23 protein-coding genes and 1 pseudogene are annotated in these 26,754 nt (G+C 71.3%); 12 read left to right on the top strand and 12 right to left on the bottom strand.

What is annotated here, in order from left to right; all coding sequences use genetic code 11:
- Positions 1 to 18 precede the first annotated feature (18 nt).
- Positions 19 to 1,944 carry a M20/M25/M40 family metallo-hydrolase gene (locus ADL29_RS39160; RefSeq protein WP_053928235.1) on the bottom strand — a complete coding sequence of 642 codons (1,926 nt, stop codon included), beginning with the start codon at positions 1,942 to 1,944 and terminating at the stop codon, positions 19 to 21.
- A gap of 517 nt (positions 1,945 to 2,461) precedes the next feature.
- Between ADL29_RS39160 and ADL29_RS44365 the strand changes: the two genes are divergently transcribed.
- Positions 2,462 to 2,632, top strand: coding sequence for a hypothetical protein (locus tag ADL29_RS44365; RefSeq protein ID WP_169795297.1), 171 nt, complete (start codon positions 2,462 to 2,464; stop codon positions 2,630 to 2,632).
- Positions 2,633 to 2,682: 50 nt separating this feature from the next.
- On the opposite strand, the gene ADL29_RS39155 is transcribed toward ADL29_RS44365, so the two are convergent.
- From ADL29_RS39155 to ADL29_RS39135, 5 genes and pseudogenes are all read right to left on the bottom strand, one after another.
- Positions 2,683 to 3,855 carry a vWA domain-containing protein gene (locus tag ADL29_RS39155; protein WP_053928385.1) on the bottom strand — a complete coding sequence of 391 codons (1,173 nt, stop codon included), beginning with the start codon at positions 3,853 to 3,855 and terminating at the stop codon, positions 2,683 to 2,685.
- 34 nt (positions 3,856 to 3,889) lie between these two features.
- On the bottom strand, positions 3,890 to 5,101 hold the full coding sequence (locus ADL29_RS39150; RefSeq protein ID WP_053928234.1) for an AAA family ATPase: 1,212 nt from the start codon (positions 5,099 to 5,101) through the stop codon (positions 3,890 to 3,892).
- Positions 5,098 to 6,798 (bottom strand): ankyrin repeat domain-containing protein, encoded by a 1,701-nt coding sequence (locus tag ADL29_RS39145; RefSeq protein ID WP_245689818.1) that lies wholly within the window; start codon positions 6,796 to 6,798, stop codon positions 5,098 to 5,100. Before ADL29_RS39145 ends, ADL29_RS39150 begins: the two co-directional genes overlap by 4 nt.
- 83 nt (positions 6,799 to 6,881) lie before the next feature.
- Entirely contained in the window at positions 6,882 to 8,015 is a 1,134-nt protein-coding gene (locus tag ADL29_RS39140) for a leucine-rich repeat domain-containing protein (protein ID WP_053928232.1), read from the bottom strand.
- A gap of 110 nt (positions 8,016 to 8,125) precedes the next feature.
- Positions 8,126 to 8,198 (bottom strand): annotated as a pseudogene (locus ADL29_RS39135).
- Between the two features lie 288 nt (positions 8,199 to 8,486).
- Between ADL29_RS39135 and ADL29_RS39130 the strand changes: the two are divergent.
- The 9 genes from ADL29_RS39130 (at position 8,487) to trpS (ending at position 17,212) form a co-directional block, all read left to right on the top strand.
- Positions 8,487 to 9,173 carry a Fe(II)-2OG oxygenase family protein gene (locus ADL29_RS39130; RefSeq protein ID WP_245689817.1) on the top strand — a complete coding sequence of 229 codons (687 nt, stop codon included), beginning with the start codon at positions 8,487 to 8,489 and terminating at the stop codon, positions 9,171 to 9,173.
- Complete coding sequence (locus ADL29_RS45875; protein ID WP_342671195.1) at positions 9,170 to 9,481, top strand: TauD/TfdA family dioxygenase; 312 nt, start codon at positions 9,170 to 9,172, stop codon at positions 9,479 to 9,481. The genes ADL29_RS39130 and ADL29_RS45875 overlap by 4 nt, the downstream gene beginning before the upstream one ends.
- 31 nt (positions 9,482 to 9,512) lie before the next feature.
- The gene (locus ADL29_RS39125; protein ID WP_053928231.1) at positions 9,513 to 10,541 is read left to right on the top strand and encodes an ornithine cyclodeaminase; all 1,029 of its coding nucleotides are present in this window, start codon (positions 9,513 to 9,515) and stop codon (positions 10,539 to 10,541) included.
- Positions 10,532 to 11,905 carry a type III PLP-dependent enzyme domain-containing protein gene (locus ADL29_RS39120; RefSeq protein ID WP_053928230.1) on the top strand — a complete coding sequence of 458 codons (1,374 nt, stop codon included), beginning with the start codon at positions 10,532 to 10,534 and terminating at the stop codon, positions 11,903 to 11,905. Before ADL29_RS39125 ends, ADL29_RS39120 begins: the two co-directional genes overlap by 10 nt.
- 64 nt (positions 11,906 to 11,969) lie before the next feature.
- Positions 11,970 to 13,004, top strand: a complete 1,035-nt coding sequence (locus tag ADL29_RS39115; protein WP_053928229.1) for a cysteine synthase family protein — start codon at positions 11,970 to 11,972, stop codon at positions 13,002 to 13,004.
- Positions 13,001 to 14,404 carry an MATE family efflux transporter gene (locus ADL29_RS39110; protein ID WP_053928228.1) on the top strand — a complete coding sequence of 468 codons (1,404 nt, stop codon included), beginning with the start codon at positions 13,001 to 13,003 and terminating at the stop codon, positions 14,402 to 14,404. Before ADL29_RS39115 ends, ADL29_RS39110 begins: the two co-directional genes overlap by 4 nt.
- A gap of 144 nt (positions 14,405 to 14,548) precedes the next feature.
- Positions 14,549 to 15,004 (top strand): GNAT family N-acetyltransferase, encoded by a 456-nt coding sequence (locus tag ADL29_RS39105; protein WP_053928384.1) that lies wholly within the window; start codon positions 14,549 to 14,551, stop codon positions 15,002 to 15,004.
- A 66-nt stretch (positions 15,005 to 15,070) separates the two neighbouring features.
- Positions 15,071 to 15,928 (top strand): dienelactone hydrolase family protein, encoded by an 858-nt coding sequence (locus ADL29_RS39100; protein WP_053928383.1) that lies wholly within the window; start codon positions 15,071 to 15,073, stop codon positions 15,926 to 15,928.
- Between the two features lie 171 nt (positions 15,929 to 16,099).
- On the top strand, positions 16,100 to 17,212 hold the full coding sequence (gene trpS / locus ADL29_RS39095; protein ID WP_053928227.1) for a tryptophan--tRNA ligase: 1,113 nt from the start codon (positions 16,100 to 16,102) through the stop codon (positions 17,210 to 17,212).
- On the opposite strand, the gene ADL29_RS39090 is transcribed toward trpS, so the two are convergent.
- Positions 17,206 to 18,216 (bottom strand): LysR family transcriptional regulator, encoded by a 1,011-nt coding sequence (locus ADL29_RS39090; RefSeq protein ID WP_053928226.1) that lies wholly within the window; start codon positions 18,214 to 18,216, stop codon positions 17,206 to 17,208. The two genes, trpS and ADL29_RS39090, sit on opposite strands and share 7 nt — an antisense overlap.
- A 125-nt stretch (positions 18,217 to 18,341) precedes the next feature.
- On the opposite strand from ADL29_RS39090, the gene ADL29_RS39085 reads away from it, so the two are divergent.
- The gene (locus tag ADL29_RS39085; protein WP_245689816.1) at positions 18,342 to 19,553 is read left to right on the top strand and encodes a M6 family metalloprotease domain-containing protein; all 1,212 of its coding nucleotides are present in this window, start codon (positions 18,342 to 18,344) and stop codon (positions 19,551 to 19,553) included.
- A 60-nt stretch (positions 19,554 to 19,613) separates the two neighbouring features.
- Here ADL29_RS39085 and ADL29_RS39080 read toward each other — a convergent pair whose 3' ends face one another.
- Genes ADL29_RS39080 through ADL29_RS39060 form a run of 5 tightly spaced genes read right to left on the bottom strand, consistent with a single transcriptional unit; the run spans position 19,614 to position 25,389 of the window.
- Positions 19,614 to 20,633 carry an ABC transporter ATP-binding protein gene (locus ADL29_RS39080; protein WP_053928224.1) on the bottom strand — a complete coding sequence of 340 codons (1,020 nt, stop codon included), beginning with the start codon at positions 20,631 to 20,633 and terminating at the stop codon, positions 19,614 to 19,616.
- Positions 20,630 to 21,682: an ABC transporter ATP-binding protein gene (locus ADL29_RS39075; protein ID WP_053928223.1), complete on the bottom strand. Its 1,053-nt coding sequence runs from the start codon at positions 21,680 to 21,682 to the stop codon at positions 20,630 to 20,632. The genes ADL29_RS39080 and ADL29_RS39075 overlap by 4 nt, the downstream gene beginning before the upstream one ends.
- Before the next feature lie 17 nt (positions 21,683 to 21,699).
- Positions 21,700 to 22,689 (bottom strand): ABC transporter permease, encoded by a 990-nt coding sequence (locus ADL29_RS39070; protein WP_053928222.1) that lies wholly within the window; start codon positions 22,687 to 22,689, stop codon positions 21,700 to 21,702.
- Positions 22,686 to 23,621, bottom strand: coding sequence for an ABC transporter permease (locus ADL29_RS39065; protein ID WP_053928221.1), 936 nt, complete (start codon positions 23,619 to 23,621; stop codon positions 22,686 to 22,688). The genes ADL29_RS39070 and ADL29_RS39065 overlap by 4 nt, the downstream gene beginning before the upstream one ends.
- A 28-nt stretch (positions 23,622 to 23,649) precedes the next feature.
- The gene (locus ADL29_RS39060; RefSeq protein ID WP_053928220.1) at positions 23,650 to 25,389 is read right to left on the bottom strand and encodes an ABC transporter substrate-binding protein; all 1,740 of its coding nucleotides are present in this window, start codon (positions 25,387 to 25,389) and stop codon (positions 23,650 to 23,652) included.
- Positions 25,390 to 25,588: 199 nt separating this feature from the next.
- Here ADL29_RS39060 and ADL29_RS39055 point away from each other — a divergent pair, with 199 nt between their 5' ends.
- Positions 25,589 to 26,743 (top strand): NAD(P)/FAD-dependent oxidoreductase, encoded by a 1,155-nt coding sequence (locus tag ADL29_RS39055; protein WP_053928219.1) that lies wholly within the window; start codon positions 25,589 to 25,591, stop codon positions 26,741 to 26,743.
- Positions 26,744 to 26,754: the final 11 nt, after the last annotated feature.

Genomic DNA, 26,754 nt, shown 5'->3' with positions numbered 1-26,754 from the left:
GCATGCTCGTTGTGGGGGTCACAGACCTGCGAGGGTGAAGGCCGCGGCCGCGACCGTGCGGGCGATCGCGGCGGCGTAGTCCGTGTCGTGGTCCTCGTCGAGGAGGGTGTCGCCCGGCTTGTGGTACTGCCGGGTGCCGGTCGCGGGCGCGGTGTCGTCGAAGAAGTTCTCGCAGACGGCGGTGGCTGCCCAACCGCGTTCATGGAAGCTTGCGTGATCGCTCCGCCCTGCGGCCGGATCGCCGGCACCCGCGAGCACTTGGAGCGAGAAGTCGGCGGCGAGCGCCGGGGCGGCCTGGACGACGCGGTTCCCCAGCGCGTCCGAGGCGCCCACGACCGGGCCGGGGACCGACGAGCCCGTGTGGATTTCCATCGTGCGGGTGCCGCCCTGGAATCCCGCGATCATGTCCATCTGGAACACGCCGGAGATCCGGTCACCGGCCGATGCGGCGGCGCGCGCGTAGGCCTTGCTGCCGACGAGGCCCTGCTCCTCGGCGTTGAAGAGGACGAAACGCACCGTCCGGGCCGGTGTCCTGCCGTCGGCGACCATCGCGCTCAGGCACTCGGCCGCGGACATGACCGCCGCCATCCCGCTCGCGTCGTCGTCGGCACCGGGTGCCGGGTCGACGGCGGGGTTGTACGGGCGTGGCAGGCCGCTGCTGTCGAAGAACTCGCCCCTGGCCGCGGTCGAATCGAGATGGGCCGTGACGAGCACGGCGGAGTCCGCCGACGCGACGGGGAACTCCGCTTCGAGGTTGGAGAGCCGGCGTCCCCGCCACGAGAACTCATGGCGTCTGACCGTCAGACCGAGGTCCTGGAGCCGGCGGGCGAGGGCGCCGACCACCAGAGCGTTGTCGACGTTCGACGCATCGCGGCTGCGTACCTTCAGCGGCTCGCCCTCGACGAGCGGATCGACGCCGGAAACGCGGGCGACATGGCCGCGCATGGCGGCAGGGGTGACGGCCGCGCGCACCGCGGCGACCGTCTCCGGGGAGGGCGCACCGTCGGTGAACTCCTCGATGAACCCCTCGGCCTGGACCTCGCCCGGCCGGGAAAGGAGGGCCGGGTCGGGAAGCAAGCGCTCGGTGTGGCCGGGTTTGGCCCCCGTGATGTGCAGGTCCTCGACGGGGGTGCCGGCCGCGGCAGCGATATAGACGCCGCCCGGAGCCGGCCCGAGAGAAGCGACCTGCGGTCCCGGCCCGTTGAGCTCGCCCGAGATGAAGGCGAACGCGGCCGTGGCGCGCATGTCCGCTTCCGCCGTTGCCCTGGTTTCCGCCGGGCCTTCCGCGAAGGACGGCGGGACGGAAACCGGGCGGTCGTCGCGCATCAGGAAGGCGGCTGTCTCTTCGACCTGGCCCCTGAGGTCGGCCGTGAATCCGCCCTGCTGGAGTGCGTCCACCCCCTGCGCGGTCGCCATGACGAGGACGAGTTCGCCGGAGGCCACATGCACCGGAACGATTTCGCCGGCGTTCGCGATCGCCTCGAGATCGGCCAGACTCCGGTCCGCAGGCAGGCTGATCCGTGCCCAGAACACCGGGCGGCCCTCGACGGCGGCGAGAGTGAAGACCGGGTGGGCGGCAGCACGCATTCCGGCCTCGCGTGCGAACGCACGCTCATCGGGATCCTCACCCACGAATACGCAGTCGTCGGCCGCGACGCCCGCGCTCGCCACCGCGCCGTCGAAAATCCCGCGCGCGGTCTTCGGACCCCAGTGAAGGAGGCCGGCCTCGGTGAAACGGTCCGGAAAGGCCGCGTGCAACGCTGCCGCCAGGGCGGCGCGCGCGGCCTCCCCGGTGCCCGGGTTCGAAACAATGCCTTTCCGGGTTCCCGCAAAGGCGTCGAGAACCGCGAAGACGCGGGGCCGCGGGCGGAGAGTCAATGAACCATCAGCTCCGAAACTCGCGTCCGCGAGCGTCTCGCCGATGTCGAAGAAAAGTACCGGCATCTCGGCGCCTCCGAAAACGTGCGGGGTATGGCCGTGCGTGCGCCGCTGTGCAGGCCCCGCCCTCTGCATTGTCCGCGCGATGATGCCCTCTCGCATGTCGGCGCCGATGCGGTAACGCTCCGCGCCGTCATGGCGGTTGGGGAGCTACCGAGCACATCTCCGTGACCGCTGGGAGTGACGCCGACAGGGGATGCCGACGGCGGATACCGGCAGGGCGTGACGGCGCCGGTGGTGCTGACGGAGCGTGCCGTCGGCACCATCGGGAGGTGATCGCCCGAACGTCGCGGTGAAGGCCTTTGTGTCAGCTTTGTGTGCCAGCTTTGTGCCAGGGAATTCACCCGTATTCACTCTCTATGTGGCGCCAGTAATTCGCTTCCGCTTTCCGTGCTTCCGCTTTCCGTGCTTCCGCTTTGCGTGATGCTGCTTTCCGTGATGCGCAATACCGAAATGCGCCCCGCGAGCTTGCGTGCAAGTCTGGTAACGGTCCATCGTTCGACATCCGCCAGGAGGCACGATCGTGGGCAAGAAACAGACCCGGCAGAACCGCGGCGCCCGCACCGGCGGCCATGAACGCAGCGCCACCGCGGAGGCGAAGGGGCAGACGAAGGCATCGGCCCCCCACGACACCGAGAACCCGATCTCGAAACACGTCGCCCACCGGCAGCAGCGGAAATTCGGCCACAACTGACCTTCGAGGGCTGACCTTCGAAGCCACGGCAATGCCTGCCTGCGTGGTCGTCAGGTGGTGACCCGTACCGTCTCCACCCAGCGCGGGGGCTCCGGTGCGCCGGGGCCGATCAGCGCCGCGATGAGGCGGCAGGACGGGACCTCGTCGGGCCAGGGGGTGTAGCCGTCGGTGAGGACGATGACGATGTTCGGGCGGTCCCGGGCCGCGAGTGCGGAGTCGATGCCGACGCGCATATCGGTGCCGCCACCGCCGCCGAGGGTGATCTGCTCGGTGGCCGTCACCCGGGACACGGCGTGCACATCGGCGTCACACGCGAGCACGGTCACGCGATTGCCCCGTACGCCGACCTCGCGCAGCACGCCCGTGACCTCGGCGAGAGCGGCGCCGAGTTCGTCATCGCCCATGGAGCCGGAGGTGTCGATGACGACGGCCACCCGGGGCAGCGGGCGGCGCAGGCTGGGCAGGACGACACCGCGCAGCGCCGGGGTGCGGCGCGACGGGCGGCGGTAGGTGTAGTCGACGGCGCCGCCCGCCCACGCGGCCGCTTCCCGGACCGCACCGGAGAGCGCCTGCCGCCAGTCCACCGTGGGTTCCAGGACCTCCTCGGCCCAGCGCTGCCAGCCCGCGGGCAGGGTGCCGCGGGCGCGCTGGTGGGCGCGCATGGCCTCGGCGGTGTGCCGCCGCAGCGCCTGCGCCTCCACCTCGCCGAGCCGGGCGGGGCCGGCGGATCCGGGCAGCTCCCAGGGCACCGGCCGCCCGTGGGCGCCCGACCCGCAGTCCGGCGCCTGTACGTCCGGTGGCAGCCGGCCGACGTACGCCTCGAACAACTGCCCCTCGGGCAGGCCGAACAGCCGGGGTTCCATCCGCCCGGCGGGCAGGCGCAGACCGTCGGCGAGGAGATCGTCGTTGATCTCGCAGTCCTGGGCGACATTGACGCGGTGCCAGTCGCGCTGGTCGGCGGCAGGGAGCCGGTCGGCGCGCCCGTGGTGGTCGCGTAGCAGGTGCGCCACCTCGTGCACCCAGACGCCCGCGAGTTCGGCCACGGGTGTGGCGTCGACGAAGGCGGGCGACACATAGCAGCGCCAGTGCCGGTCCACCCCCATCGTCCGCACCTCGGCGCGCGCCACGATCGTCAGGGCGTACAGCGCCGAGGCGAGATAGGGCCGGTCGCTCGCCGCCCGGTAGCGGGCGGCGAGCAGTTTGGTCATGTCCAGTGTCGTCATGTCCAGGCGCCGCATTCCGTCATCCCGGTCTGCCTCAACGGCCGCCGGGCAGCGCCCCGGACATCTGCAGCAGGTCCAGGAAGGCGTCGATGCCGGGCGGGACGGGCCAGTCGAGCTTGCGCATCGCCGCGAGGTCGGTGGCCGCGCGGGCGGCCACGTCCGGTACGCCCGCATCGACGGCCTTCGCGAGCACCGCCCAGCCGGCCTCCCAGCGGGGCCGGGTGAGCTCGCTCTGAATGGCGGCGACCACCGCGATGAGGAAGGCGAGTTGGCGGTCGCCGCGGTCGGGGAGGGCGAACGCGGCGGGGTCGGCGAGGACACGGTCGGGGTCCGGCAGATCGAGGTGTTCCAGGTACGAGAGCAGTTCGATGCCCGCGCCGTCGCCGACCGCGCCCGTCAGCGCCGCGGCCAGCGCCTCGCGGCCGGCGCCCGTCGCGTATCCGGTCGCCAGCAGCCGCAGCGCCATCTCCCAGGTCCGCGGGGACGGCCACGACCGGCCCCGGCTCTCCGCATCGGCGGGTATGTGGTGCACCAGGCCGGGCCTGGCCGTCAGGAAGCCGGAGACCGCGCCGCGGGCCCGCGCGACCGCGCCGGGCACCCTGGCGGGATCGACCACCGGAACGGTCACCTCCGGCCAGGTGCCGGCCATACCGCGCGCCACCGTCCGGGGATCGTGGGTCCAGTCGAGATGGACGAAGCGGTTGGCGAGCGGCGGGCTGAGGTGCCAGCCGTCCGCGGCGCTCGACGGCGGGTTGGCCGCGGCGACGATACGTACCGCCTCGGGCAGGACGAGGCTGCCCACCCGGCGTTCGAGGACGACGCGCAGCAGAGCCGCCTGCACGGCCGGTGGGGCGGAGGACAGTTCGTCGAAGAAGAGCAGGCCCGCTCCGGCGCGGGCGAGCCGGACCGCCCAGTCGGGCGGGGCCATCGGCACGCCGGTCACGGCCGGGTCGTCCCCGACGATCGGCAGCCCGGCGAAGTCGGACGGTTCGTGCACGCTGGCGATGACCGTCTCCAGCGGAAGGGCGAGCCCGGCGGCGAGCTGCTGCAGACCGGCCGACTTGCCGATGCCCGGCTCGCCCCACAGCAGTACGGGCTGATTGGCCGTCACCGTCAGGGCGAGGGCCTCCAGTTGGGGATGGGCGGCGGGCTCGGTCCGCAGTGTGCGCAGCCTGCTGTTGAGGTCGTCCGCGGCGGCCAGCGGGCCGGGTGTGGTGCGGGCGGTGGGGGAGGTGCCGGTGCTCAAGAGCCCTCGTCCTCGTTCTCGTCGTCGTCCTCGTCCTCGTCCATCATTTCGTCCCACCAGGCCTGGCCGGCGCCCGGATGGTCCTCCTGCACGCGCTTCCGCAGGAAGTCCAGGTCGGCGCGCTTGTACCAGCGAATGAGCTGGGCCAGCGACTTCTCCGTCTCGTCGACCACATCGATCCGGGCACCGGCGGCGAGGAGCGCCTCCACGAGGGCCCTCGAGCCGCGGTCGCTGACCGCCACGCACAGCGGCGTGCGGTCCTGGTTGTCGCGTGCCTCGAGGTCGAGTCCCGCGGCCAGCAGCCGGGGCAGCAGCGGCTCGTGGTCGAGCAGGTTCAGCACATGGAGCAGCGACCGTCCGGCGGCGTCGCGCACCCGGGGATCGACGCCCGCGTCCAGGAGTTCCAGTACGCCCGGGGTGTCGCCGTGCTGGGCGCGCAGGAACACGTCCCGCATCTGGGCACGCAGCCCCTTCGGCAGCCGCCCGCTTCCCGACGCCCACGTCTGCTCCACGGCGAAGCACCCGGCGACATCGCCACCGAACGCGCGCAGGGCCCGCTCGCGCTGCTGCTCCTCGTCGCTGTGCGGCATCTGCAGCAGCCCGCCGGGGCGGAAGCCCACCTCGTGCCACTCGCCACGGCATCTGACCCGTACGGGCGCGGGGGTGTCGGGTCCGGGCGGGCCGACGGGCCCGTCGGTGACCGGGAGCTCGGGGAACAGCGCCTCGCCGACCAGCGGATGCAGATGTTCCGGCCGGACCCCGCCGATGCGCAGCAGATCGAGGTCCGGGAGTCTGCGCCAGAGGGCTTCGGTCAGGAAGGGCACTTCCCTGACCTCCTGCCGGTCGACGATCCGCACCTGCAGATCGCCGCGGGAACCGAGGGCCGCCGGCTCCAGCAGGACGTAGCCGCGCCAGTCGCCGCCGATCAGGAAGCGGTACCCGACGCCCTCCGTCACCAGCCGGCGGATTTCCGGTTCCAGGCAGGTGAGCTGGAGCGCGATCCGCCCCAGCATCCGCTCCGGATCGACCCCTTGCCACCTCCTGCCGGTGGGGAGGGCCAGGTCCAGCTCGATTCCGGCCGCTGCGCAGGCCGCCGCGACCTTGCCCTCCTGATGCAGCAAGGTGACCCACTCGGACAGCGCCGCCGGATCATCGGGGCCGGGGTCGGCGGCGGGCAGTTCGTCCCTGCCGAGCGGGCTCCCGTCGGGGTGGAAGAACGGCGGCCGATGCATGCTGCCACCGCACCGTTCCCGCAGCTCCCCGGCATGGCGTGCGTCCCACAGGTGCCGCGCGGAACGCCAGTCCCCGGTGATCCGTCCGAAGACGCCGGGGGCTTGCTCCTCCGCGACCGTTTCGAACCGCAGGGCGATCCGCTGCGGTCCCTCGAGCATCACGGGCGTGGTGACGTGCAGATACGGCGTGGAGCCCTGCCCTTTGCCGGTGCGCTTCGGGTGGTAGCCCGCCAGCACCACGGTCTGCCCGGTTTCGAGCGTGGTCCGGCCGCCCAGCATCCGCGGCAGATGCCAGCGCAGCAGATCCGGGGCGAAATGGCGGAGGTCGTCCGCCAGTTCCGTGGCGACGTCGTGGCCGCAGTGGTCGGCGACCTCGGACAGGTCGAACAGCACATCCACGTTGGCCGCCGCGCATGCCCCCTGCCAGTCACCCGCCAGGCGGCGTTCGGTCGCGCGCTCGATCATCCACCGGGGCACCGCATAGCGACGGATCCGTCGCCAGGCCGCCGCCTCGTCCGGTGGGAAGCAACGGAGTTCGGGACGGGGGCTCAACGGTAGACACTTCCTATCGCACGCAGGTCGGGGTGGGCCCCGCCCACGGGCCGCAGGCGCCGGGTGAAGGACCGCTTCACCTTCCGGGGCAGGCCGGGGCCCAGACCGACGTACTCCAGGTGCGAGTCGTCCGGGACGGCCGCCAGCAGCGACTTCGCGCCCCGTCCGGTGAGCCCGGTGTGGCACAGCTCCAGCCGGCGCAGCGGGCTGCCCGGCAGTGCGGCGGCCAGCGCGCGGGCGCCTTCGTCGCCGGGGGTGTTGGCGGGGGCGCCGAGGCTTCGCTCCGACATCGGCCGGCCCAGGTCGAGCGTCTCGATCCCGGCCAGGGCGTCGGCGAGGGCCCGCGCCCCGGCGGGACCGATTCCGTTGCCGCCCAGTCCCAGACGCACCGGCCGCGCGGGGTCGGCCGCGGCGGCGAGGAGGGCGGCGCCTTCGTCGCCGAGATGGTTGGCGGGCAGGTACAGCTCGCGCACGCCCGCGTCGCGGATCAGGGCGGCGAGCAGCGGGGCGGCGTCGGCGGTCAGGCCGTTGCCGCCGAGGAAGAGGCGTTCCACCGGGTACGGCCGCGTGGTGAGGGCGTCGAGCAGAGCGCGCAGCCCGTCGGTGGTGAGGCCGGTGTTGACCAGGTCGAGCGTGCGCAGCGTGGTGTTCCGGCGGAGCATCGCGGCGAGTGCGCGGGCGCCGTCGTCGCCCGCCGGGTTGCGCTTGAGCCACAGGGCGCGGACGGTGTCGTCGGCCGACAGCCCGTCAGCGAGCGCGGTGGCGCCCTCCGGGCCGATGCGGTTGCAGCCGAGGTACAGCGTGTGCAGGCCGTGGCCGTCGACGAGCGCACCGGCGACCGTACGGGCACCCTCGTCACCGATGGCGTTGGTGCCGAGCAGGACATGCACGGCGTGGGGTGAGGAGGCGGCGACCGGCATCAGGCGTTCGGCGCCCGCCGCCCCGAGCCCCTGCTTGCACAGGTCGATCCGCCCGTCCGCGCGTACGGTGCCGAGCGGGAAGGTCTCGTCGTCCTCGACCGCGCGCGCCGACCCCAGCCGAGCCAGCAGCGGGTCCAGCCCGGCGGGATCACTGATCGGAATGTCGGGGTGTTCGATCGCGGGGCAGCGCACGGGTGTCGGCTGCGTCATCACCACTCCACCGGTCCATCGCCGGTGCCCGGCCCGCCGAAGGGCGGCATCGCCCTCCGCCCGCCCAGGACGAACCGACGCCCATCGACTTTTCTCCACGACTGAGGCGGCAAGGCTGGTCGGATTCGAACCGACGTCCTCCAGCTTGATGCGTGGGCGCGACGACCTCTGCGCTACAGCCTTGCCGCGGCAGATCATAGCCGCATTCGCTTTCGCGTTCGATCATGGGGCGGGGGCTTGTCCGGGCGTCAGGGTTTCTGTGCGGCCGGGCGGTTGGCGGGGCGGGGCAGAGCGTGGTGTTCGCGCAGGGTGAGGCCGTCGCGGCGGGCGAGTTCGGCGACGAGCAGGAAACGGCCCTTGTTCCCGTTGATGGCCCGCTTCCCTCCTGCCCGTTACGGATCCGCAGCCCCTGATCCCGGCGCCCAGCAGACGCGATTCCACCCTGCCGCACGACGGAAACGGACTCTTGCCATGAGCACGGCAGCCGCACCTGTCCGCCAGCTCGATGACCGCACCGTGAGCGAACTCCGCCAGGCCGCGGAGCGGATACTCGCCGAATGCGGCACGTCCGCCACAACTCCCCGACTCCTGGGGAAGGTTGCGCAGACGGCCGCCGGGTTCGGCGACACCCTCCGTCACCACTGCCGCCCCGTCGACACCGCCGACGGCCTGTTCGTCCTGCGCGGCCTCGATGTCGACGACGAAGCCATCGGACCGACGCCCGCCGGCTGGGCCACCGCAGGCGGCAGCGGGGTCCACCACGACATCCAACTGCTGCTGCTCGCCACCGTGATGGGCAACCCCCTCGCATGGGAAGGGCAGCAGGACGGCCGCTTCGTCCACAACATCGTTCCCTCGCCCGGACACGAGAGCGAGCAGACCGGCGCCAGCAGCGCCGTGCTCCTCAGCCCGCACACCGAGGACGCCTTCCACCCCGGCCGCGCCCACCTCCTGATGCTCGGCTGTCTGCGTAACCACGACGACATCGCCACCACCGCCGCCAGCATCCGCAGGACGCGCCTCGCGGACGAGGACATCGCGCTCCTGACCCGGCCGGTGGTGCCGATCCTTCCCGACGACGCCTACGCCGAGGCCCAGGGCTACACCGCCGAAGCGCCCCCGCCCGTACCCACCCTGTTCGCGCCGAGGACGGCCTGACACTGCGCTTCGACCCCGCCTACACCCCGCTCGACGAGGCGCACGCGCCCTACCGGGCGGCCTACCAGCGGCTCGAAGCCGAACTCGCCCGGGTGTCCGTCGCCGTGAGCCTCGCCCCCGGCGAGGTCCTGGTCGTCGACAACGACCTGGCCGTGCACGGACGGGTGCCCTTCCGGGCCCGCTACGACGGCAGCGACCGATGGCTCAAACGGGCCTCCGTACGTGTCCCCGGGCGCCGCAGCCGCCCCCTGGCCGAAGCCGGTGAGCACGGATACGGTCAGGCCGCCCTCGAAGCCCACGCACGCTGACCGCACGCCCACGGACCGGAGGCACCAGACGATGACCGGCACCTCGATCACCGCCCCCGCCGACCCCCTGATATCCGGCGACGACCAGCACCTGCGCATCCTGACCACCACCGATCTGGCCGGGATCGACATTTCCCTGTCCGACGTGGTCGCCACCGTGGAAGGCGCCTACCGCACCCTCCACGCCGGCCGGTCGGACAACCCCCGCAAACTGACCGTCAAACCGCCGGACGGGCACTCGGTCTCCTACGCCATGCTGGGGCGGGACGGCTCCCGCGACGTCGTCGCGATCAAGACCTCGTACAAGCACGGCCTGGACAAGGGCCGCGCGGACCAGCACTACTACACGGCGCTCACCCTCTACGACGACGTCACCGGCCTTCCGGTCGCGATGATGGACTGCGCACGCATCGGCTCGCTGCGCACCCCGGCCGTCTCCGCGCTGCTGGCCCGCGCCTGCGCGGCGCCCGGTGCCCGCAGCGCCCTGGTCATCGGCACCGGAACCCAGGGCCGCCTCGCCCTGCCGTTCCTGCTCACCACCCTCCCGGAGCTCGACCGGCTGATGCTGTCCGGCACCCACCCCGAGGGCATCGCCGCCGTACGCGAGCGGCTGCACGCCCACTTCCCCGACCGGGACGTGGAGATCGTCACCGATCTGCGGGCCGCCGCAGCCGACGCCGATGTCGTCGTCGCCACCGCCGGCGCCCATACCCCCGCCGCCGTCGAGGCGGACTGGCTGCGGCCCGGCGCACTGTCCGTCCTGGTCGGCCACGGACTCGCCCCCTCGACCCTGCACCGGGCCGACCGCGTCATCGCCACCAGCGAGGCGCAGATGCACATCACCGGCACCGACATGGCCGATGCCGACGGCCAACTCCCGGCCGTGGACGCCGAGTTCCCGTCCGTACTCGCGGGCGCAAGCGCAGGCCGCCGCTCGGCCCAGGAGCGGATCTTCGCCTACAACAGCGGCCTGGTCGTCACCGACATCGCCCTCGGCCACCGCTTCGCCCAACTCGCCCTCGCACAGGGCCTGGGCACCGAGGTGCCGCTGTGGCAGTGAGCAGCGCATCCGCCTGGCCGACGCTGCCCGCCCTGCCCGACCCCGCCACCGACGCCGTTCTGGTCAGCGGGCTGCTCGAAGAGCTCTCCTACGCCTTCGGCGGCCCCTTCCACTTCCTGCTGCCCGAGGCCTTCGACACCAACCTCCAGGCCATGCGGGCCGCACTGGACGAGGCGGGCGTGGCGGGGTTCGTGTACTACGCGAAGAAGGCCAACAAGGCCGCGGTGTGGATCGAACGCTGCGCAGCGAACGGTGCCGGCGTCGACGCCGCATCCGTCGGCGAACTGCGCGCGGCGCTCGGGCACGGCGTACGCGGCGAGCACATCGTCGTCACCGGCCCGGCCAAGGGCCAGGACCTGCTGCGCCTCGCCGTGCAGCACGGCGCACTGATCGCCGTCGATGCGCCTGACGATCTCGATGCCCTCATCACCACGGCACTGACCGGCGCGGCACGGCCCGCCCGGCTGCTCCTGCGCTGTCTGCCGCCGGCACAGCCGCACAGCCGCTTCGGCATGACCGGCGCCGAGTTGGGCACCGCCATCGACCGCTGCGTACAGGCGGGCGACGCGGTACGCATGGAAGGCTTCAGCTTCCATCTGGCCGGATATGCCCTCCAGCCCCGCGCCGACCTCGCCGGCCACCTCGTCGACCTCTGCCTCAAGGCCCGCGCCCGGGGCCTGGAGGCCGGCCGTATCAGCATCGGCGGCGGTCTGCCGGTCAGCTACACCGACGCCGGCAGCTGGCGCGGCTTCCTCGCCGGGCAGCACCGCGGCCACTACCACGCGGGCCGGTCGTTCGAGGCCGCCGACTTCTACCCGTACCACTCCCCGGTCGCCGGAGCCGAGGCGCTACGGGCCGTGCTCGCCGCCCACCCCGAGGGGCACGGCCGCAGTCTCGCCGAACTGCTGACGGCCTCCGGTGTCGCCCTGCTGCTGGAGCCCGGCCGTGCGCTGCTCGACCGGGCCGGTGCGACCGTATTCCGCATCCAGGGGGTCAAGGACCGCGGGGACCACCGGCTCCTGACCGTCGACGGCACCAGTCTGAGCCTGTCCGAGCAGTGGTTCCACAGCGAGTACCTGCCCGACCCCCGGCTGCTCTCCCGCGATACGGCCGCCGCCGCAGGCACCTGGCCCGCCAGTGTCGGAGCGGCGACCTGTCTGGAGTCGGACATGCTCACCTGGCGGAAGATCGCCTTCCCCCGCCGCCCCCGCATCGGTGACCTGCTGGTCTACCCCAACACGGCGGGCTACCAGATGGATTCCAACGAATCGCGCTTCCACGACCTGGCCCTGCCGCCCAAGGTCGTCATCGACCGCACCCAAGCCCCGCGCCCGCGCTGGCGGCTGGACCGCCACCTCGTCTGACCAGGGCCGTTCCCCGTCCCCTCACAGGAGTTCCCTCCTAGGAGTCCCTTCACAGGAGTATGCGATGCCTGGAGCACTTCAGCGCCCCGCCGTGGTCTCCCGCGTGTCCGATCTCATCGGCCACACCCCTCTCCTCGAACTCGCCACGACCGGAACCGGCAGCCGCCTCCTGCTGAAGCTGGAGATGTTCAACCCCACCGGTACGGCGAAGGTCCGTATGGCGCGGCAGATGGTCACCGACGCCGAGGCGCGCGGCGAGCTGCGGCCCGGCGGCCGGATCGTCGAGTCCACCTCCGGCAACACCGGCCTCGGGCTCGCCGTCATCGCCGCCGAGCGCGGTTACACCTTCACCGCCGTGGTCGATCACCACGCCTGCACCGACAAACTGCGGGCCATGAAGGCCCTGGGCACCGAGCTGGTCTACGTCGTCGACGACGGCACCGCAGACCTCGCCACCGCCGCCCGCGAAGAACTCGCCGAGGACCTGGCCCGCGGCCAGGACAACACCGTCTTCACCGAGCAGCACAACAATCCCAGCAACGGCATCGGCTACTTCCCCGTCGCCCACGAACTGGCCGAAGCCCTCGACGGCCGCCTCGACGTCCTGATCGGCGCGGTCGGCACCGGGGGAGCCCTGTGCGGTACGACCCGCGAACTGCGCACGTTCATCCCGCCGTTCACGGCCATCGGGGTCGAGCCCAAGGGGTCGATCGCCTTCGGCGGTCCCGCCCACGACTACTACCAGTCCGGCACCGGCACCCCCGAGGGAGCGCCGGTCGGCGCCCTCGTCGACTTCGCCCTCATCGACGAAGGCGTCAAGGTCGGCGACATCGAGGCGTTCGCGACCTGCCGCGCCGTCGCCCGCACCGGCCTGCTCATCGGCGGCTCCGCCGGCGGCGTCGTCCACGAGGCCCTGGCCAGGCTCTCCTCCCTTCCCCCCGGCAGCACCATGGTCGCGCTCATCAACGACGGCGGAGAGAAGTACCTGGACACCGTCTTCAGCGATGACTGGATGCGGGCCCGCAACCTCCTCGATCCCGCAGCGGAACGGGAGATCGAGGAGCTCCTCACCAAACTCCGCAGGAGCCGCCGACGATGACCGCATTGCCCGCCATCCTGCCCACCACCCTCCTGCGCGACAGCCGGGCACTGGCCACCCTCGCCGTACCGCTCATCCTCACCCAGCTCGCCCAGGTCGCACTGACCACCACAGACAGCGTCATGATGGGCCTGCTCGGCACCGAGGAGCTCGCGGCCGGCGGCCTGGCCATCGTCCTCTTCAACCAGCTGCGCACCATGGGCGTCGGCCTGGTCACCTCCGTCGGGAACCGGATAGCCGCGGCCGCCGCCCGCGCCGAGCGGGCGCAGACGGCAGAGGAGCACGGGGAGATCCGTGCGATCGTCCGCGCGAGCCTGGCCGTCGCCACCCTCGCCGGCCTCGCCGGGGCCGCCCTCATGCTCCTCATCGGCCAGGCACTGACCTGGCTCGGCCAGGACGCCGCCGTCGTCCGGCTGACCCGGCCCATGCTGCTCGCCCTGGCCCCCGGACTGCTGCCCTGTCTGTGGTTCCAGACCATCCGCCAGTTCACCGTCGGCATGCGCCGCCCCCAGGCCCTCCTCCGCATCACCCTCGCCTCCATCGTCGTCAACGCCGGCCTGAACTGGGGCCTGATACATGGCACTTGGTGGCTGCCGCGGCTCGGCCTGACCGGTATCGGCGTCGCCACCTCCACCGTCCACCTCCTCTCCTTCCTCGCCCTGTACCTCTCGGCGAAGAAGGACCGCCGCCTGGCACCCCTGCTCACCCTCAACGCGGCCCAGGCCGACGCGGCCACCACGAAGCGGCTCGTCGCCCTCGGCGTACCCATCGCGGCCACCTACGGCTCGGAAGCCGGCTTCTTCTCCGTCACCGCGCTGCTGGCCGGAGCCTTCGGCCCCGCGGCCCTGGCCGCCCACACCGCCGTCAACCAACTGGTCTACATCGTCTTCCAGGTGGCCGTCGGCCTCTCGCACGCCGCATCCCTCAACGTCAGCCGTGAACTCGCCCTCGGCCGCCCCGACGACGCCCGCCGCCTCAAGAACACCGCACTCGCCTGTGCGGCAGCCGTCATGACCCTCGTCGGCCTCGCCTACTTCGCCGCCCCCCGACTCGTCCTGGCCCCCTTCCTCGACTCCGGCCCCCGCTCCGGCCAGGCACTCACCCTCGCCACCCACCTCCTCATGGTCACCGCCTTCCTCCAGTTCTTCGACTGCGCGCAGAACATCGGCGTCGGTCTCCTGCGCGGCCTCGACGACACCAAGAGCGGCTTCCGCATCACCCTCATCGGCTACTGGGCCATCGGCCTCCCCGCCGCCTGGCTCCTCGCCCACCCCCTGCACCTGGAAGTCCTCGGCATCTGGCTGGGCCTCCTCACCGGCCTGGCCACCACCGCCGTACTCCTGCTGCGCCGGTACCACCACCGCCTGGCCGGCCGTACGAACGAGGCCGTGCCGGCGTGAGCTCCGGGACGCTTCGGCCAAGGCGTCACAGCCATGCGGGTGTTGGCCGGACATCCGAAAAGATCTCGCTTCACCCACCGAGACCGACGTAGCCTCCGTACGCCGCAGCAACGGGAGCCGAAGAAGGGTGAGCACGTGAGCAAGGTGAAGATCGTGGTCGACGACCTGTCCGGCCCGGAGATCGCCAGGTTCCTCGACGAACACGTCCGGCAGATGCGGTCGCTCACCCCGCTGGAGAGCAAGCACGCCCTTGATCTCGACAGCCTCCGGAAGCCCGGCATCACCTTCTGGTCGGTCTCGGACGGTGACGACCTGGTGGGCTGCGGCGCCCTCAAGACACTGGATGCGGGCCACGCGGAGCTGAAGTCGATGCGTACCAGGCCGCTGCGGCGAAGGAGCGGCATCGCCTCCCGGCTGCTGGAGCACATCATCGCCGAGGCGCACCGCATGGGCTTCACACGGCTGAGCCTGGAGACCGGCGCCGCCGAATTCTTTCTGCCCGCACGGCGGTTGTACGAGAAGTTCGGGTTCTGGTACTGCGAGCCCTTCGCGGACTACCGGCCCGACCCGAACAGTACGTTCATGACGAGGACGCTCTGAGAGAGTGTGACCCGGCCGCCCTTCGCCGAGGGCGGCTGCAGCGACCGACACGGACGGTGGTATCCCATGGCAGATCACGACCTGACCGGTTTCGACCGTGGCACCTTCGCGCACGGCGGCGTCACCCGCCGGATCCTGCGCCGTGGCACGGGACCCGCGGTGATCGTGATGGCGGAAATTCCGGGGATCACCCCGAAGGTGCTGCAGTTCGCCGAACGCGTGGCGGAGATCGGCTGCACCGCCGTCCTCCCGGTGCTCTTCGGCACCCCCGGCCGCAGTGCCGATCCCGCGGACCGCGGCTGGCTGAATGCCGGGGCCTATACGGCCTCGTCGATAGGGAAAGTGTGCGTGAGCCGGGAATTCACCGTGCTGGCCACCGGGAAGTCCTCGCCCGTGGTGACCTGGCTGAGGGCCCTGGCCGCACATGAGCACCAGCGCTGCGGCGGCCCCGGCGTCGGAGCCATCGGCATGTGCCTCACCGGCGGCTTCGCCCTGGCCATGGCCACCGATGAGCGCCTCCTCGCGCCCGTCCTGTCCCAGCCGTCCCTGCCGCTGGCCCTCACCAAGAGCCGGGCGGGCGGCATCGATATTTCCGCCGAAGAGCTCGCCACCGTCCGGGGCCGCTGCCAACGCGACGGTCTTCAGGTCATGGGGCTGCGGTTCCGCGGCGACCGGATGGTACCGGGCGACCGGTTCGCCTTTCTGCGCCGCGAACTCGGCGAGGCGTTCACCGCCGTCGAACTCGACGACTCCGCCGCGAATCCGCACGCCGCGCTGCCGCCGCACTCCGTAGTGACCGAGCACCTCATCGACGAGCCCGGCCAGCCGACCCGCGCGGCCCTGGACGAGGTGCTCGATCTCTTCCGTACGCGCTTGCTGGAACAGGACCGTGGCGCGGCCTCAGAGCGGGGCGCGGCGGGCTGACGTTATGCTGTGACCATGCATCTTTCGTCATGTCTGAGCTGGTGGCGCTCCTTGTAGGAGCGGCCACCTCTCATGCATGCACCGGGCCGTTCGGACGGACGGCCCTTTTGTGTCCCCTGGCTCAGGGGTCGTGTCGTCCTGACGGCGATACCGACTCACCAGGAGACATTCATGAACCACACCCTCCAGACTGCGGGCCCCGACATCCTCGTCCCCGCTCCCGCCGCCGACGCGCTCGGGATGTCTGCCGCCCGGGCCCGCAGTGCGGAGCTGGAAGAGCAGGTCATCAAGGACCCCGGCCGATTCCGGGTGCTGACCGGCGACCGCCCCACCGGGCGACTACACCTGGGCCATTACTTCGGCACGCTCCACAACCGCGTACGTCTCCAGAACCTCGGCGTGGAGATGTTCGTGATCATCGCGGATTACCAGGTGCTGACCGACCGCGATGTGGCGGACAACCTGACCGGGTACGTCGAGGAACTGGTCCTGGACTACCTCGCCATCGGCGTGGACCCGGCACGCAGCACGATCTTCACGCACAGCGCCGTTCCGGCCCTCAACCAGCTGCTGCTGCCCTTCCTCAGCCTCGTCTCGACCGCGGAGCTCAGCCGCAATCCCACGGTCAAGGACGAGATCGCCCATGCGCGACAGTCCTCCGTCAGCGGGCTGATGTTCACCTACCCCGCCCACCAGGCCGCCGACATCCTCTTCTGCAAGGCCAACCTGGTCCCGGTCGGTCAGGACCAGCTCCCTCACCTGGAACTCACCCGGACCATCGCCCGCCGTTTCAACGACCGCTACGGCGCCGGCACCGCCGTCTTCCCTGAGCCTGGCGCCCTGCTGTCGCAGGCACCGCTGCTGCTGGGTACGGATGGCACCAAGATGAGCAAGAGCCGGGGCAACGCCATCACCCTGGCCGCCGACGCGGACGAGACCGCTCGGCTGATCAAGGGCGCCAAGACCGACTCCGAGCGCCACATCACCTACGACCCGGCCGGTCGTCCCGAGGTGTCGTCTCTTCTCCTGCTGGCAGCCCTGTGCCGCAACCAGACACCACAGGAGGTTGCCGACGGGATCGGCTCCGCGGGAGCCGCCGCACTGAAGCGGACCGTGACCGAAGCGGTCAACGAGTACCTGGCGCCGATCCGGGCCCGCCGCGCCCAGTACGCGCAGGACCGCGCCTCTCTCCGCCACATCCTGCGCGAGGGCAACGACCGGGCCGGAGCGGTGGCGGAGACCACCCTCGCCGAGGTGCGTGTCGCCATGAACAACCACTACTGACACCCGGGCAGTGCGACCGGTTCCGTAGGCCGGTCCCCGGTCCCCGCCAACTTGGCCTCGTGCGGATGCCGTTCCCGCCAGCGTGCGTACACCGGGCCGACGGCGCAGGTGTCCAGATAGCCGTCGGTGACCCTGCGGCGGATGGCGGCACCGTGTGCGGCCAGCGGGCCGTCGCGGCGCCAGGCCAGGATGTGCCGGTACCACAGGGGGTTTCCGGAGAGGGGGCGGACGGCGACGCCCGGTACCTCGATGAACGTGGCCTGGCAGAGGCTGACGGCCAGGCCCGCCCGCACGATCTCGATCAACTGCCGCCCCTCGGCTTCGTACGGGGCGCAGGGACGGCGGTCTGTGTGGGCGCAGACGGATGACCAGTATTCGCGGGTGCGGTCGCCGTCGGGACGGGGCACCGCCCAGTCCTCGTCGAGGAGCTGGTCCAGGGAGACCTCCTCCTGCGCGGTCAGCGGATGGGCCGTCGGCAGGAGGGCGAAGACGGGCTCGGTGACCACCGGCTGGAGCATCACGCCCTCGGGCGACGGCAGCTCCTGGCCGGGATGGTCGCCGAGCACCGCCGCCTCCAAGCGGCCCGCCACCAGGTCGTCGAGCAGCGCGGCGGGGGCGTACCGGCAGCGTGAGGTCACTTCGGAGTGGGGCATCAACTCCCGTACGGCCAGGAGGAGATGGCCGATCAGCGGGGCGCCGACCGAGCCGATGCGGACCCGGTCGGGGGCCGTGGTCCGGGGGGCGGCCCGGGCGGTGTCGGCGAGCAGGCCGTCGATGCCCGGCAGGATGGCGCGGGCCCGGCTCAGCACCAGCTCGCCGAAGGGTGTGGGGACGGTTCCGGCCTGCCTGCGGTCGAACAGTGACCCGCCCAACATGGCTTCAATACGGCGTAGTTGGGCGCTCAGTCCGGGCTGGGTCATGCTCAGGGAGGCGGCGGCGCGAGTGAGGCTGCCCGCCTCGGCGATCGCGCACACCACCCGCAGATGCCGTAGCTCCAGGTCCATGGCGTGGATGTTATGGAGCAATGACAGCTTTCGGACAGGGGTGTGCCTCCGCAGGCTTATGTGAAATGTCACATGCCATACACCCTGTATCGAGAGGTCGTGATCCTTTGAGACGGTCCCGCCCCTTGGCCCCGGCGCGCAGCACGAAGCTCCTGCGGGCGCTGCTCGCCCCCGTACTCCTGCTGCTCCTCGGCGCACCGTCCGCCGATGCGGCCCCGGCCGGCCCGGCTGCCCATGCGAACACCGCCGACCCCTCGGCCTGTGCCCTGCCCGGCACCACCGGCTGGACGGACGAGGGTCACCGGACCGACTACTCCGTCTTCCGGCGCCCCGCCGGCACCATCAAGGTCGGCATGATCTTCGTGGACTTCCCGGACGCGCCGGCCACCGAGTCCCCGGCCGACGACGCCGCGCGGCTCACGCCCGGCGCGGACTGGATACGCAACGCCTCGTACGGCAAGGTGCGGCTCGCCATCACCCAGCACCGGCGCTGGGTCCGGATGCCGCACGCCTCCACCGACTACCACTTCGCCCGCGGCCTCAGCCACGAGGAGCACGAGGCCTACCTCCGGGACGCCGTGACCGCCGCCGACCCGGCCGTGGACTTCTCGCGGTACGACATGGTGTACGTCGTCGCGACGCGGAACGCACCGGCGATCTCCTTCACCCCCACGTATGTGTACGAGCCGGGCACGGCGGGCGTCGTCGCCGACGGCAACAGGATCAAATGGTCGGTGACCTTCGGCCAGGACATGTGGCACTGGGGCCCGAAGCTGGTCGGCCACGAGACCGCCCACACCTTCGGGCTGCCGGACCTGTACGCCTTTGACACGGCTGCCGATCCCGATGCCCACCGGTTCGTCGGAGGCTGGGACGTCATGGGCCTGATCGCGGGCAAGGCGCCGCAGTACTTCGGCTGGGAGTCGTGGAAACTCGGCTGGACCGCCGACCGCCAGGTCCACTGCCGGGCCTCGGCGGGCAGCGGCACGGTCCGTCTCACCGCGGTCGAGTACGGCAGCGGCACCAAGATGGCCGTGGTGCGTACGGGACCGACGACCGCGTATGTCGTCGAATCCCGCCGGGCGGTCCGGGCGGACGCGGCGGCCTGTGCGACCGGTGCGCTGGTCTACAAGGTCGACACCTCCGCACAGACAGGCTACGGCCCGGTGCACGTCATGGATGCGAGGCCCGGTGACGCCCCGGCGAGCGGGTGCCGTCCGCTGGACGACGCCCCGTACCGGGCCGGTGAGTCCTTCACGGACTCCGCGGCCGGTGTCCGGATCGATGTGCTGAGCGCCGATGCCCGCGGAGATACGGTGCGGATCACCAAGTCGTAGCGCAGCAACGGCAGTGGTGCCCCGGACCTGTCGAGGGACAGGTCCGGGGCACCACTGTGTTCAGGCCGCCTCGGGGAAGTGACAGGCGACTTCCCGTCCCTCGCCCGGTGCCGCGATCCTCAGCAGCGGCGCCTCGGTCCGGCAGAGCGCGCGGGCTTTGGGGCAGCGCGGGTGGAAGGTGCAGCCGGGCGGGGGCGCCGCCGGGCTGGGCGGGTCACCGAGGAGCGTGATGCGCTCACGGGCCCGTTCGGCCGCGGGGTCGGGCAGCGGCACGGCGGAGAGCAGCGCCCGGGTGTAGGGGTGGGCGGGGGCGGCGTACACCTGGTGCTTGTCGCCGATTTCCACGATCCGGCCGAGGTACATGACGGCCACGCGGTCGCAGACCCGCTTCACCACCGAGAGATCGTGGGCGATGAAGAGGTAGGCGAGCCCCAGTTCCTGCTGGAGACGCTCCATGAGGTTGACGATCTGGGCCTGTACGGAGACGTCGAGGGCGGAGACGGGTTCGTCGGCGACGACCAGCCGGGGGCTGGTGGCGAGCGAGCGGGCGATGCCGATGCGCTGGGCCTGGCCGCCGGAGAATTCGTGCGGATAGCGGTCCATGTGCTCGGGGATGAGGCCGACCAGATCCATCAGTTCGGCCGCGCGCTTGCGGGCGTCTGCCGCCGAACTCCCCTGTGTCAGAAGGGGATCGGAGATGATCCTGGCGACGGTCTGGCGGGGGTTGAGGGAGGAGTGCGGGTCCTGGAAGACCATCTGGAGCTCGCGGCGCAGGGGTTTGAGCTCGCGCTGGGAGAGGTGGCTGATGTCGCGGCCGTCGTAGGTGATCGAGCCGCTGGTCGGTTCGAGAAGCCGTACGATCATGCGGCCGGTGGTGGACTTGCCGCAGCCGGACTCCCCGACCAGGCCCAGAGTCTCCCCGGGCGCCACATCGAAGCTGATGCCGTCGACGGCGCGTACGGGAGCCGTGCCGCGACGCCTTCCGGGGAAGGCCATCGCCACGTCCCGCACTCTGAGGAGCGGCCGGGCCGTACTCAGCGGGGGCCGAGCTGTGCTGGTCATACGACCTGTATCGGTCATGAGGCGACGCCTTCGGATGCGGGAAAGCCGGGAAAATGGCAGGCGGCCAAGGGGGTCCCCCCTGTTCGAGCGGAGTCGAGAACTTGGGGGAGGCCGGCCGGGCCGGAGAGCAGCGGCCGTTCGGTCTCGCAGCGCAGCCGCTCGCTCGGGGAGGCGGCGGCCGCACGGGCGCAGCGGGGCGCGAACGCGCAGCCGGGGGCGGGGGCCAGCAGGGACGGCGGGCTGCCGGGGATCGCCCGCAGCGGCGCGTCGTCGGCGTCGTCGAGACGGGGGAGAGAGTCGAGCAGGCCCCTGGTGTACGGGTGGGCTGGATGGGCGAACAGGGCGTCCACCGGGGCCTGTTCGACCGCGCGCCCGCCGTACATCACCAGTACGTCGTGGGCGACCCGGGCCACCACGCCCAGATCGTGAGTGATCAGAACGACGGCGAGCCCGCGCTCCTCCTGCAGCCGGGCGATCAGCTCCAATATCTGGGCCTGGACGGTGACATCGAGGGCGGTGGTCGGCTCGTCCGCGATGAGCAGTTCGGGCTCGCAGACGAGCGCCATCGCGATCATCACCCGCTGCCGCATACCACCGGAGAACTGGTGCGGATACTCCCCGGCGCGGCGTTCGGGCTCGGGGATGCCGACCTCGGCGAGCATCTCCACGGCCCGTCTGCGGGCCACGGAGCGGCGGGAGCCGAAGTGGACCCGGTGGTGTTCGGCGATCTGCTCGCCGACGGTGTAGTACGGGTGGAGGCTGGAGAGCGGGTCCTGGAAGATCATCGCCATTCGGCGGCCGCGCAGACGGTTCAGCTCCCGTTCCGGGAGCCCCACCAGCTCCTGCCCGTCGAGGCTGATCGAGCCGGTGATCTCGGCGCCGGTGTGCAGTCCGAGCACGGCCATCGAGGTCACCGACTTGCCGGAGCCCGACTCGCCGACGATGCCCAGGGTACGGCCCCGGTGCATGTCAAAGCTGAGCGAGTCCACCGCCCGCACCGGCCCGCGCTTCGTCGCGAAGGTCACGCTCAAGTCCCTTACAGACAAAAGGGCATGAGTCTCGGTCATGGAAAGCTGAGGGGCAGTCATCGCAGCCTCACCCTCGGGTCGACGACGGCGTACAGCAGGTCGACGGCCAGGTTGGCGACGACGATGAAGGTGGCGGCGAGCAGCGTCACGCCGAGGACGACCGGCTGGTCGCCGGTCGACAGCGCGCCGTAGAAGAGCCGCCCGATGCCCGGCAGCCCGAAGAGGGACTCGGTGATCACGGCACCCGCGAGCAGCCCGCCCAGGTCCATGCCGAAGAGGGTCAGGATCGGGGTCATACCGGCCCGCATCCCGTGTTTGACGACGACCGTGCGGCGCGGCAGGCCCTTGGCGCGGGCGGTGCGGATGAAGGGTTCCGCCATCGTCTCGATCATCGAACTTCGGCTCTGGCGCGCGTACATGGCCGCGTACAGGATGGCGAGCGCCAGCCACGGCAGCAGCAGATTGCTCGCCCAGTGCAGGGGGTCGGTGCCGAGGGCCACGTACTGCGGATAGGGGAGCAGCCCCGCGACCCGGATCAGTCCGTAGATCAGCATCATCGAGGTGAAGTACACCGGCAGCGAGGCGGCGCCGACCGCGCCGACCATCAGGACCCGGTCGAGGAGGGTGTCCTTGCGCAGCGCCGCGGTGACCCCGGCGGACAGGCCGAACAGCAGCCACAGCACCGCGGCGCCGGATGCGAGCGAGGCGGAGACCGGGAGCCGGTCCATCAGCAGGCCCCAGACGGCTTCGCTGTTCTCGTAGGAGTAGCCCAGGCAGGGGAAGCCGCAGTGCAGTGTGTACTGGCCGCTGCCCATGGTGCGGCCGGTGAAGATGCCGCTGAGGAAGTCCCAGAACTGCTGCCAGATCGGCTGGTCGAGGCCCATGTGCGCGCGGATCGCCGCCAGGCGTTCGACGCTGCACGACTTGCCGCAGGCCGCGGCGGCGGGGTCGGAGGGCAGGACGTAGAAGATGGTGAAGGTGACGGCGGCGATCGCGATCAGTACCCCGATCACGCCGATCAGCCGTCGGCTGAGGTAGCGGATCATCTGCGGCTTCCCCTCGGGTCGAGGATGTCCCGCAGTGCGTCGCCGAGGAGCGTGAAGGCGAGCACGGTCAGAAAGAGGCAGACGCTCGGGATGACGAAGTACATGGGGTCCGTGTCGTAGAAGTTGGCGCTCTCGGCGATCATCTGGCCCCAGGAGGGGGTGGGCGGGCGGACGCCGACGCCCAGGTAGCTCAGGGCCGCCTCGGTGGCGATCATGCCCGGGATGATCAAGGTGGTGTACGCGATGACGGGGCCGGCGACCCCCGGGAGGATGTCGCGCGTGAGGATCCGCCAGGGACCCGATCCGCCCACCCGCGCGGCGTCGACGTACTCGCGGTGTGTGAGCGAGAGCGTCTGGCCGCGGACCACGCGGGCGATGCCGGGCCAGCCGAACAGGCCGATGACGGCGGTCATCAGGACGATCCGGTTGACGTCCTTGGCCACCGACATCATCGCGATCATGAAGATCAGGGAGGGGAAGGACATGGTCAGGTCCATGAGCCGGCTGAGGACCGCGTCGGTGCGGCCGCCGAAGTAGCCGGCCGCGATCCCGGCCGCCGTGCCCGCGACCACGACGATGGCGGTCGCGGTGATCGCGATCAGGAGCGAGACCTGGGCGCCGTGCACGACCCGGGCGAACAGATCGCGGCCGGTGACCGGTTCGACGCCCAGCCAGTGGTCGGCGGAGATCCCGCCGAGCGGGCCGATCGGCTGCCCGCCCAGGTAGGGGTCGACGGCGGATTTGTCGAACGCGTCGGGCGCCCAGCCGCCGAGCCCGCTGAGCAGCGGGGCGCCCGCGGCCATGAGGGCGAAGAGCGCGATGATGGCGAGGGAGACCTTGACGGAGGCGCGGCCGCGCAGTTCGGCGCGGGCCAGCTGCCAGGGTCCGCTGCCCGCCGGGACCGCCACCGGTGCGGGGGCGGTGGTGGTCATCTGTGTCGTTTCCATGGTCCGACGGCCCTCAACCCTGGCTCTTGGAGGGGTCCTTGAGACCGACCGTGGCGTAGTCGAGCTGGCCGCCGAAGGAGGTCTGGCCGTAGGCGCCCGCGATGTTGGTGCCCAGGACCAGCGGCCAGCGGCGCACCAGGACCGGGACGGTCGGGGACTTGGCGAGGATCTCGCCGTCCAGCTGCCGCCAGGCGGCGTTGGCCTTCTTGGCGTCGGTCATGGCGGCGATCTCGTCCATCCGCCGCATGGTCGGCTTGTCGCGGAAGAGCGAGTGGTTGCCCTGGTTGCCCTTCTCCTTGATGTAGCGGCCGTCGAAGACGAAGGGGAGGAAGGTGGATCCGGACGGGTAGTCGGGACACCAGCCCGTATACACCATGTCGGTCCGGTTCTTGGTGTCGCCGATCGTCGCGTAGAACGCCGACGGGTCGACGGTCTCGATGGTGACCTTGATCCCGGCCTTGCCCAGCGACTGCTGGACCGCCTCGGCCCGCCCCTTGTCCCCGGTCGAGACGGTCATCTTCGTCTCGAACCCGCCCGGCTTGCCCGCCTCCTTCAGCAGCCGCTTCGCCTTCTCGACGTCACCGGTCTTGGGGATCTTGAGAGTGTCGGGCTGCTTGCCGTCGAAGAGGGTGGCGGGCATGTAGGCGGTGGACAGGTCGTTGAACGCGGGCCCGCCGGAGGCGGTGAGCACCGAGTCCCTGTCGAGCGCGTACTGCACCGCCTGGCGGACCTTCAGATCGCTGAACGGGGCCCGCCCGGTGTGCATCTGGACCATGTCCGTGCAGTTGGTGGACTCGGCGAGCAGCCGCTGGCGCACCTCGGCGTTGGGCAGCACCTTGGCCGCGCTCTCCGGCCGCAGCGCGTACCACGGGACGGCGGAGGCGTCCGCGCCCTCGCTGGCGATCATGCGGTCGTCGATCTGGTTGGCCTTGAGCCCCATCACCACCACGAGCCGGTCCGGATAGGCCTTGCGCACCGCGTCGGTCGAGGCGCTCCAGTGGGTGTTGCGCACCAGTACCAGCTTCTTGCCGCGCTGGTACGACTCGATCTTGTACGGGCCGGAGGAGAAGGGCCGGTTGTCGAACTGCGGCCCCTTGTCCCGCTTCTTGGGCACCGGGGCGAAGGTCGGCATCACCGTGGCGTTGGGGAACTCGGCGAAGGGCTTGCGGAGTTCGAAGACGATGGTGTGGGCGTCGGGGGTTTTTATGGAGTCGAGGTGCTTGCCCTGGGCAGGCCCCTGGTAGCCCTCGGCGCCCGCGAGGTAGCGGGCCGCGTAGTCGGAGCCGCCCGGCAGGTCGGGAGAGAAGGACCGCTCGACGTTGTACTTGATGTCCTGCGCGGTGATCGGGGTCCCGTCCTCGTACGTGACGCCGCGCTTGAGGCGGAAGGTCCAGGTCCGGGCGCCGTGGGACGGGGTGCCGAGGCCGGTCGCCAGGTCCGGGACCAGATCGCCGCCCGCCGTGCCGGGGGCCGCCTTGTAGGTCACGAGGGTGCGGTAGAGCAGCCGGGTCCCGAAATCCATGTCGTTCATGACCCAGTTGCGGGCCGGGTCCAGGTGGGTGAAGTCCTGGTTGGACAGGACCGTGAGGGTGCCGCCCTTCTGCGGAGTGCCGCCGATCACGGCGCCCAGGTTGGCGGTCGCCGGGTTCTTTCGGCTGCTGCCCGGGCGTTCGGTGCCGGAACAGCCGGATGCGCAGAGTGCGAGGGTCGCTGCCAGGGCGGTGGCGACGGGCCTGAGGGGGCGCTTGTTCATGAGTGGTCACTCCGGGAACAGTCGGCCAGCCAGTGGCTGGAATGTGACCGGTAACATAGTAATGTGAAATTGCACTGACAAGACGTCGGCAAGTCCTTTACCCACCTGTGTCCAGGATGCCGGTGCCGGATCCTGGTGCGCCGCGGGCGGATTGCGCGCAACCCTTGGCAGCGACAGTGCAATGTGAAATATTACTGACGTGCCCACGAGAAGAACCTCGGACGTCATCGTCGTCGGAGCGGGCGTGGTCGGCGCGGCCTGCGCCTACTTCGCGGCCCGAGCCGGCCTCTCCGTCACCGTGGTCGACCGCGGCCCCGTCGCGGGCGGCACCACGGGCGCCGGTGAGGGTAACCTCCTGGTTTCCGACAAGGAACCCGGACCCGAACTCGAACTCGCCCTGTTGTCCACCGAGTTGTGGCGAGAACTGGCGGACATGCTCCCGCCGGGGATCGAGTACGAACCCAAGGGCGGCCTCGTCGTCGCCTCCGGTGAAGCCGGCCTGCGTGTCCTGCGCGACTTCGCGGCCGGGCAGGAGAAGGCCGGTGTGCGCGCGGAGGAAGTTCCGGCGGAACGCCTCGAGGACCTGGAGCCGCATCTGGCCCCCGGCCTGGCGGGCGGCTTCCACTACCCCCAGGATGCGCAGGTGATGCCGGCCCTGGCCGCCGCGCATCTGCTGCGCGCAGCGGGGGACCGGGTGTGCCTCAGGCTCGGCGAGGAGGTCATCGGCCTGCTGACCACGGCGGACGGAGCGGTACGCGGGGTGCGTACGGCGGCCGGCGAGATGCATGCCGGGCATGTGGTCAATGCGGCCGGTGCCTGGGGCGGCGAGTTCGCCCGGCTCGCGGGCGTGGAACTTCCTGTGCTGCCGCGCCGCGGCTTCGTTCTCGTCACGGAACCGCTGCCCCGTGTGGTGCGGCACAAGGTGTACGCGGCCGACTATGTCGCCGACGTCGCCAGTGATTCGGCGGCGCTGGGGACCTCCGCGGTGGTCGAGGGCACCGCGGCGGGACCCGTCCTGATCGGCGCCAGCCGCGAACGGGTCGGCTTCGACCGGACGCTGTCGACCGAGGTGCTGCGCCGCCTGGCGGTCCAGGCGACCGCCCTGTTCCCGTTCCTGGCCGGGGTGCGGGCGATCCGCACCTATGCGGGCTTCCGTCCCTACCTGCCCGACCATCTGCCGGCCATCGGCCCCGATCCGCGGGTGCCCGGCCTGCTGCACGCCTGCGGCCACGAAGGCGCGGGGGTCGGCCTCGCCCCGGCCACCGGACTGCTGATCGCGCGGTCCTTGGGGGGTGGCGAACTCCCCCTGGATATCGGCGCCTTCAGTCCCGTCCGTTTCGCAGCGGACGGCTGACCCGCCGTCGA

This window comes from Streptomyces chattanoogensis (assembly GCF_001294335.1).
Lineage (GTDB): Bacteria > Actinomycetota > Actinomycetes > Streptomycetales > Streptomycetaceae > Streptomyces > Streptomyces chattanoogensis.
This window is presented reverse-complemented; position numbering and strand designations above follow the sequence as displayed.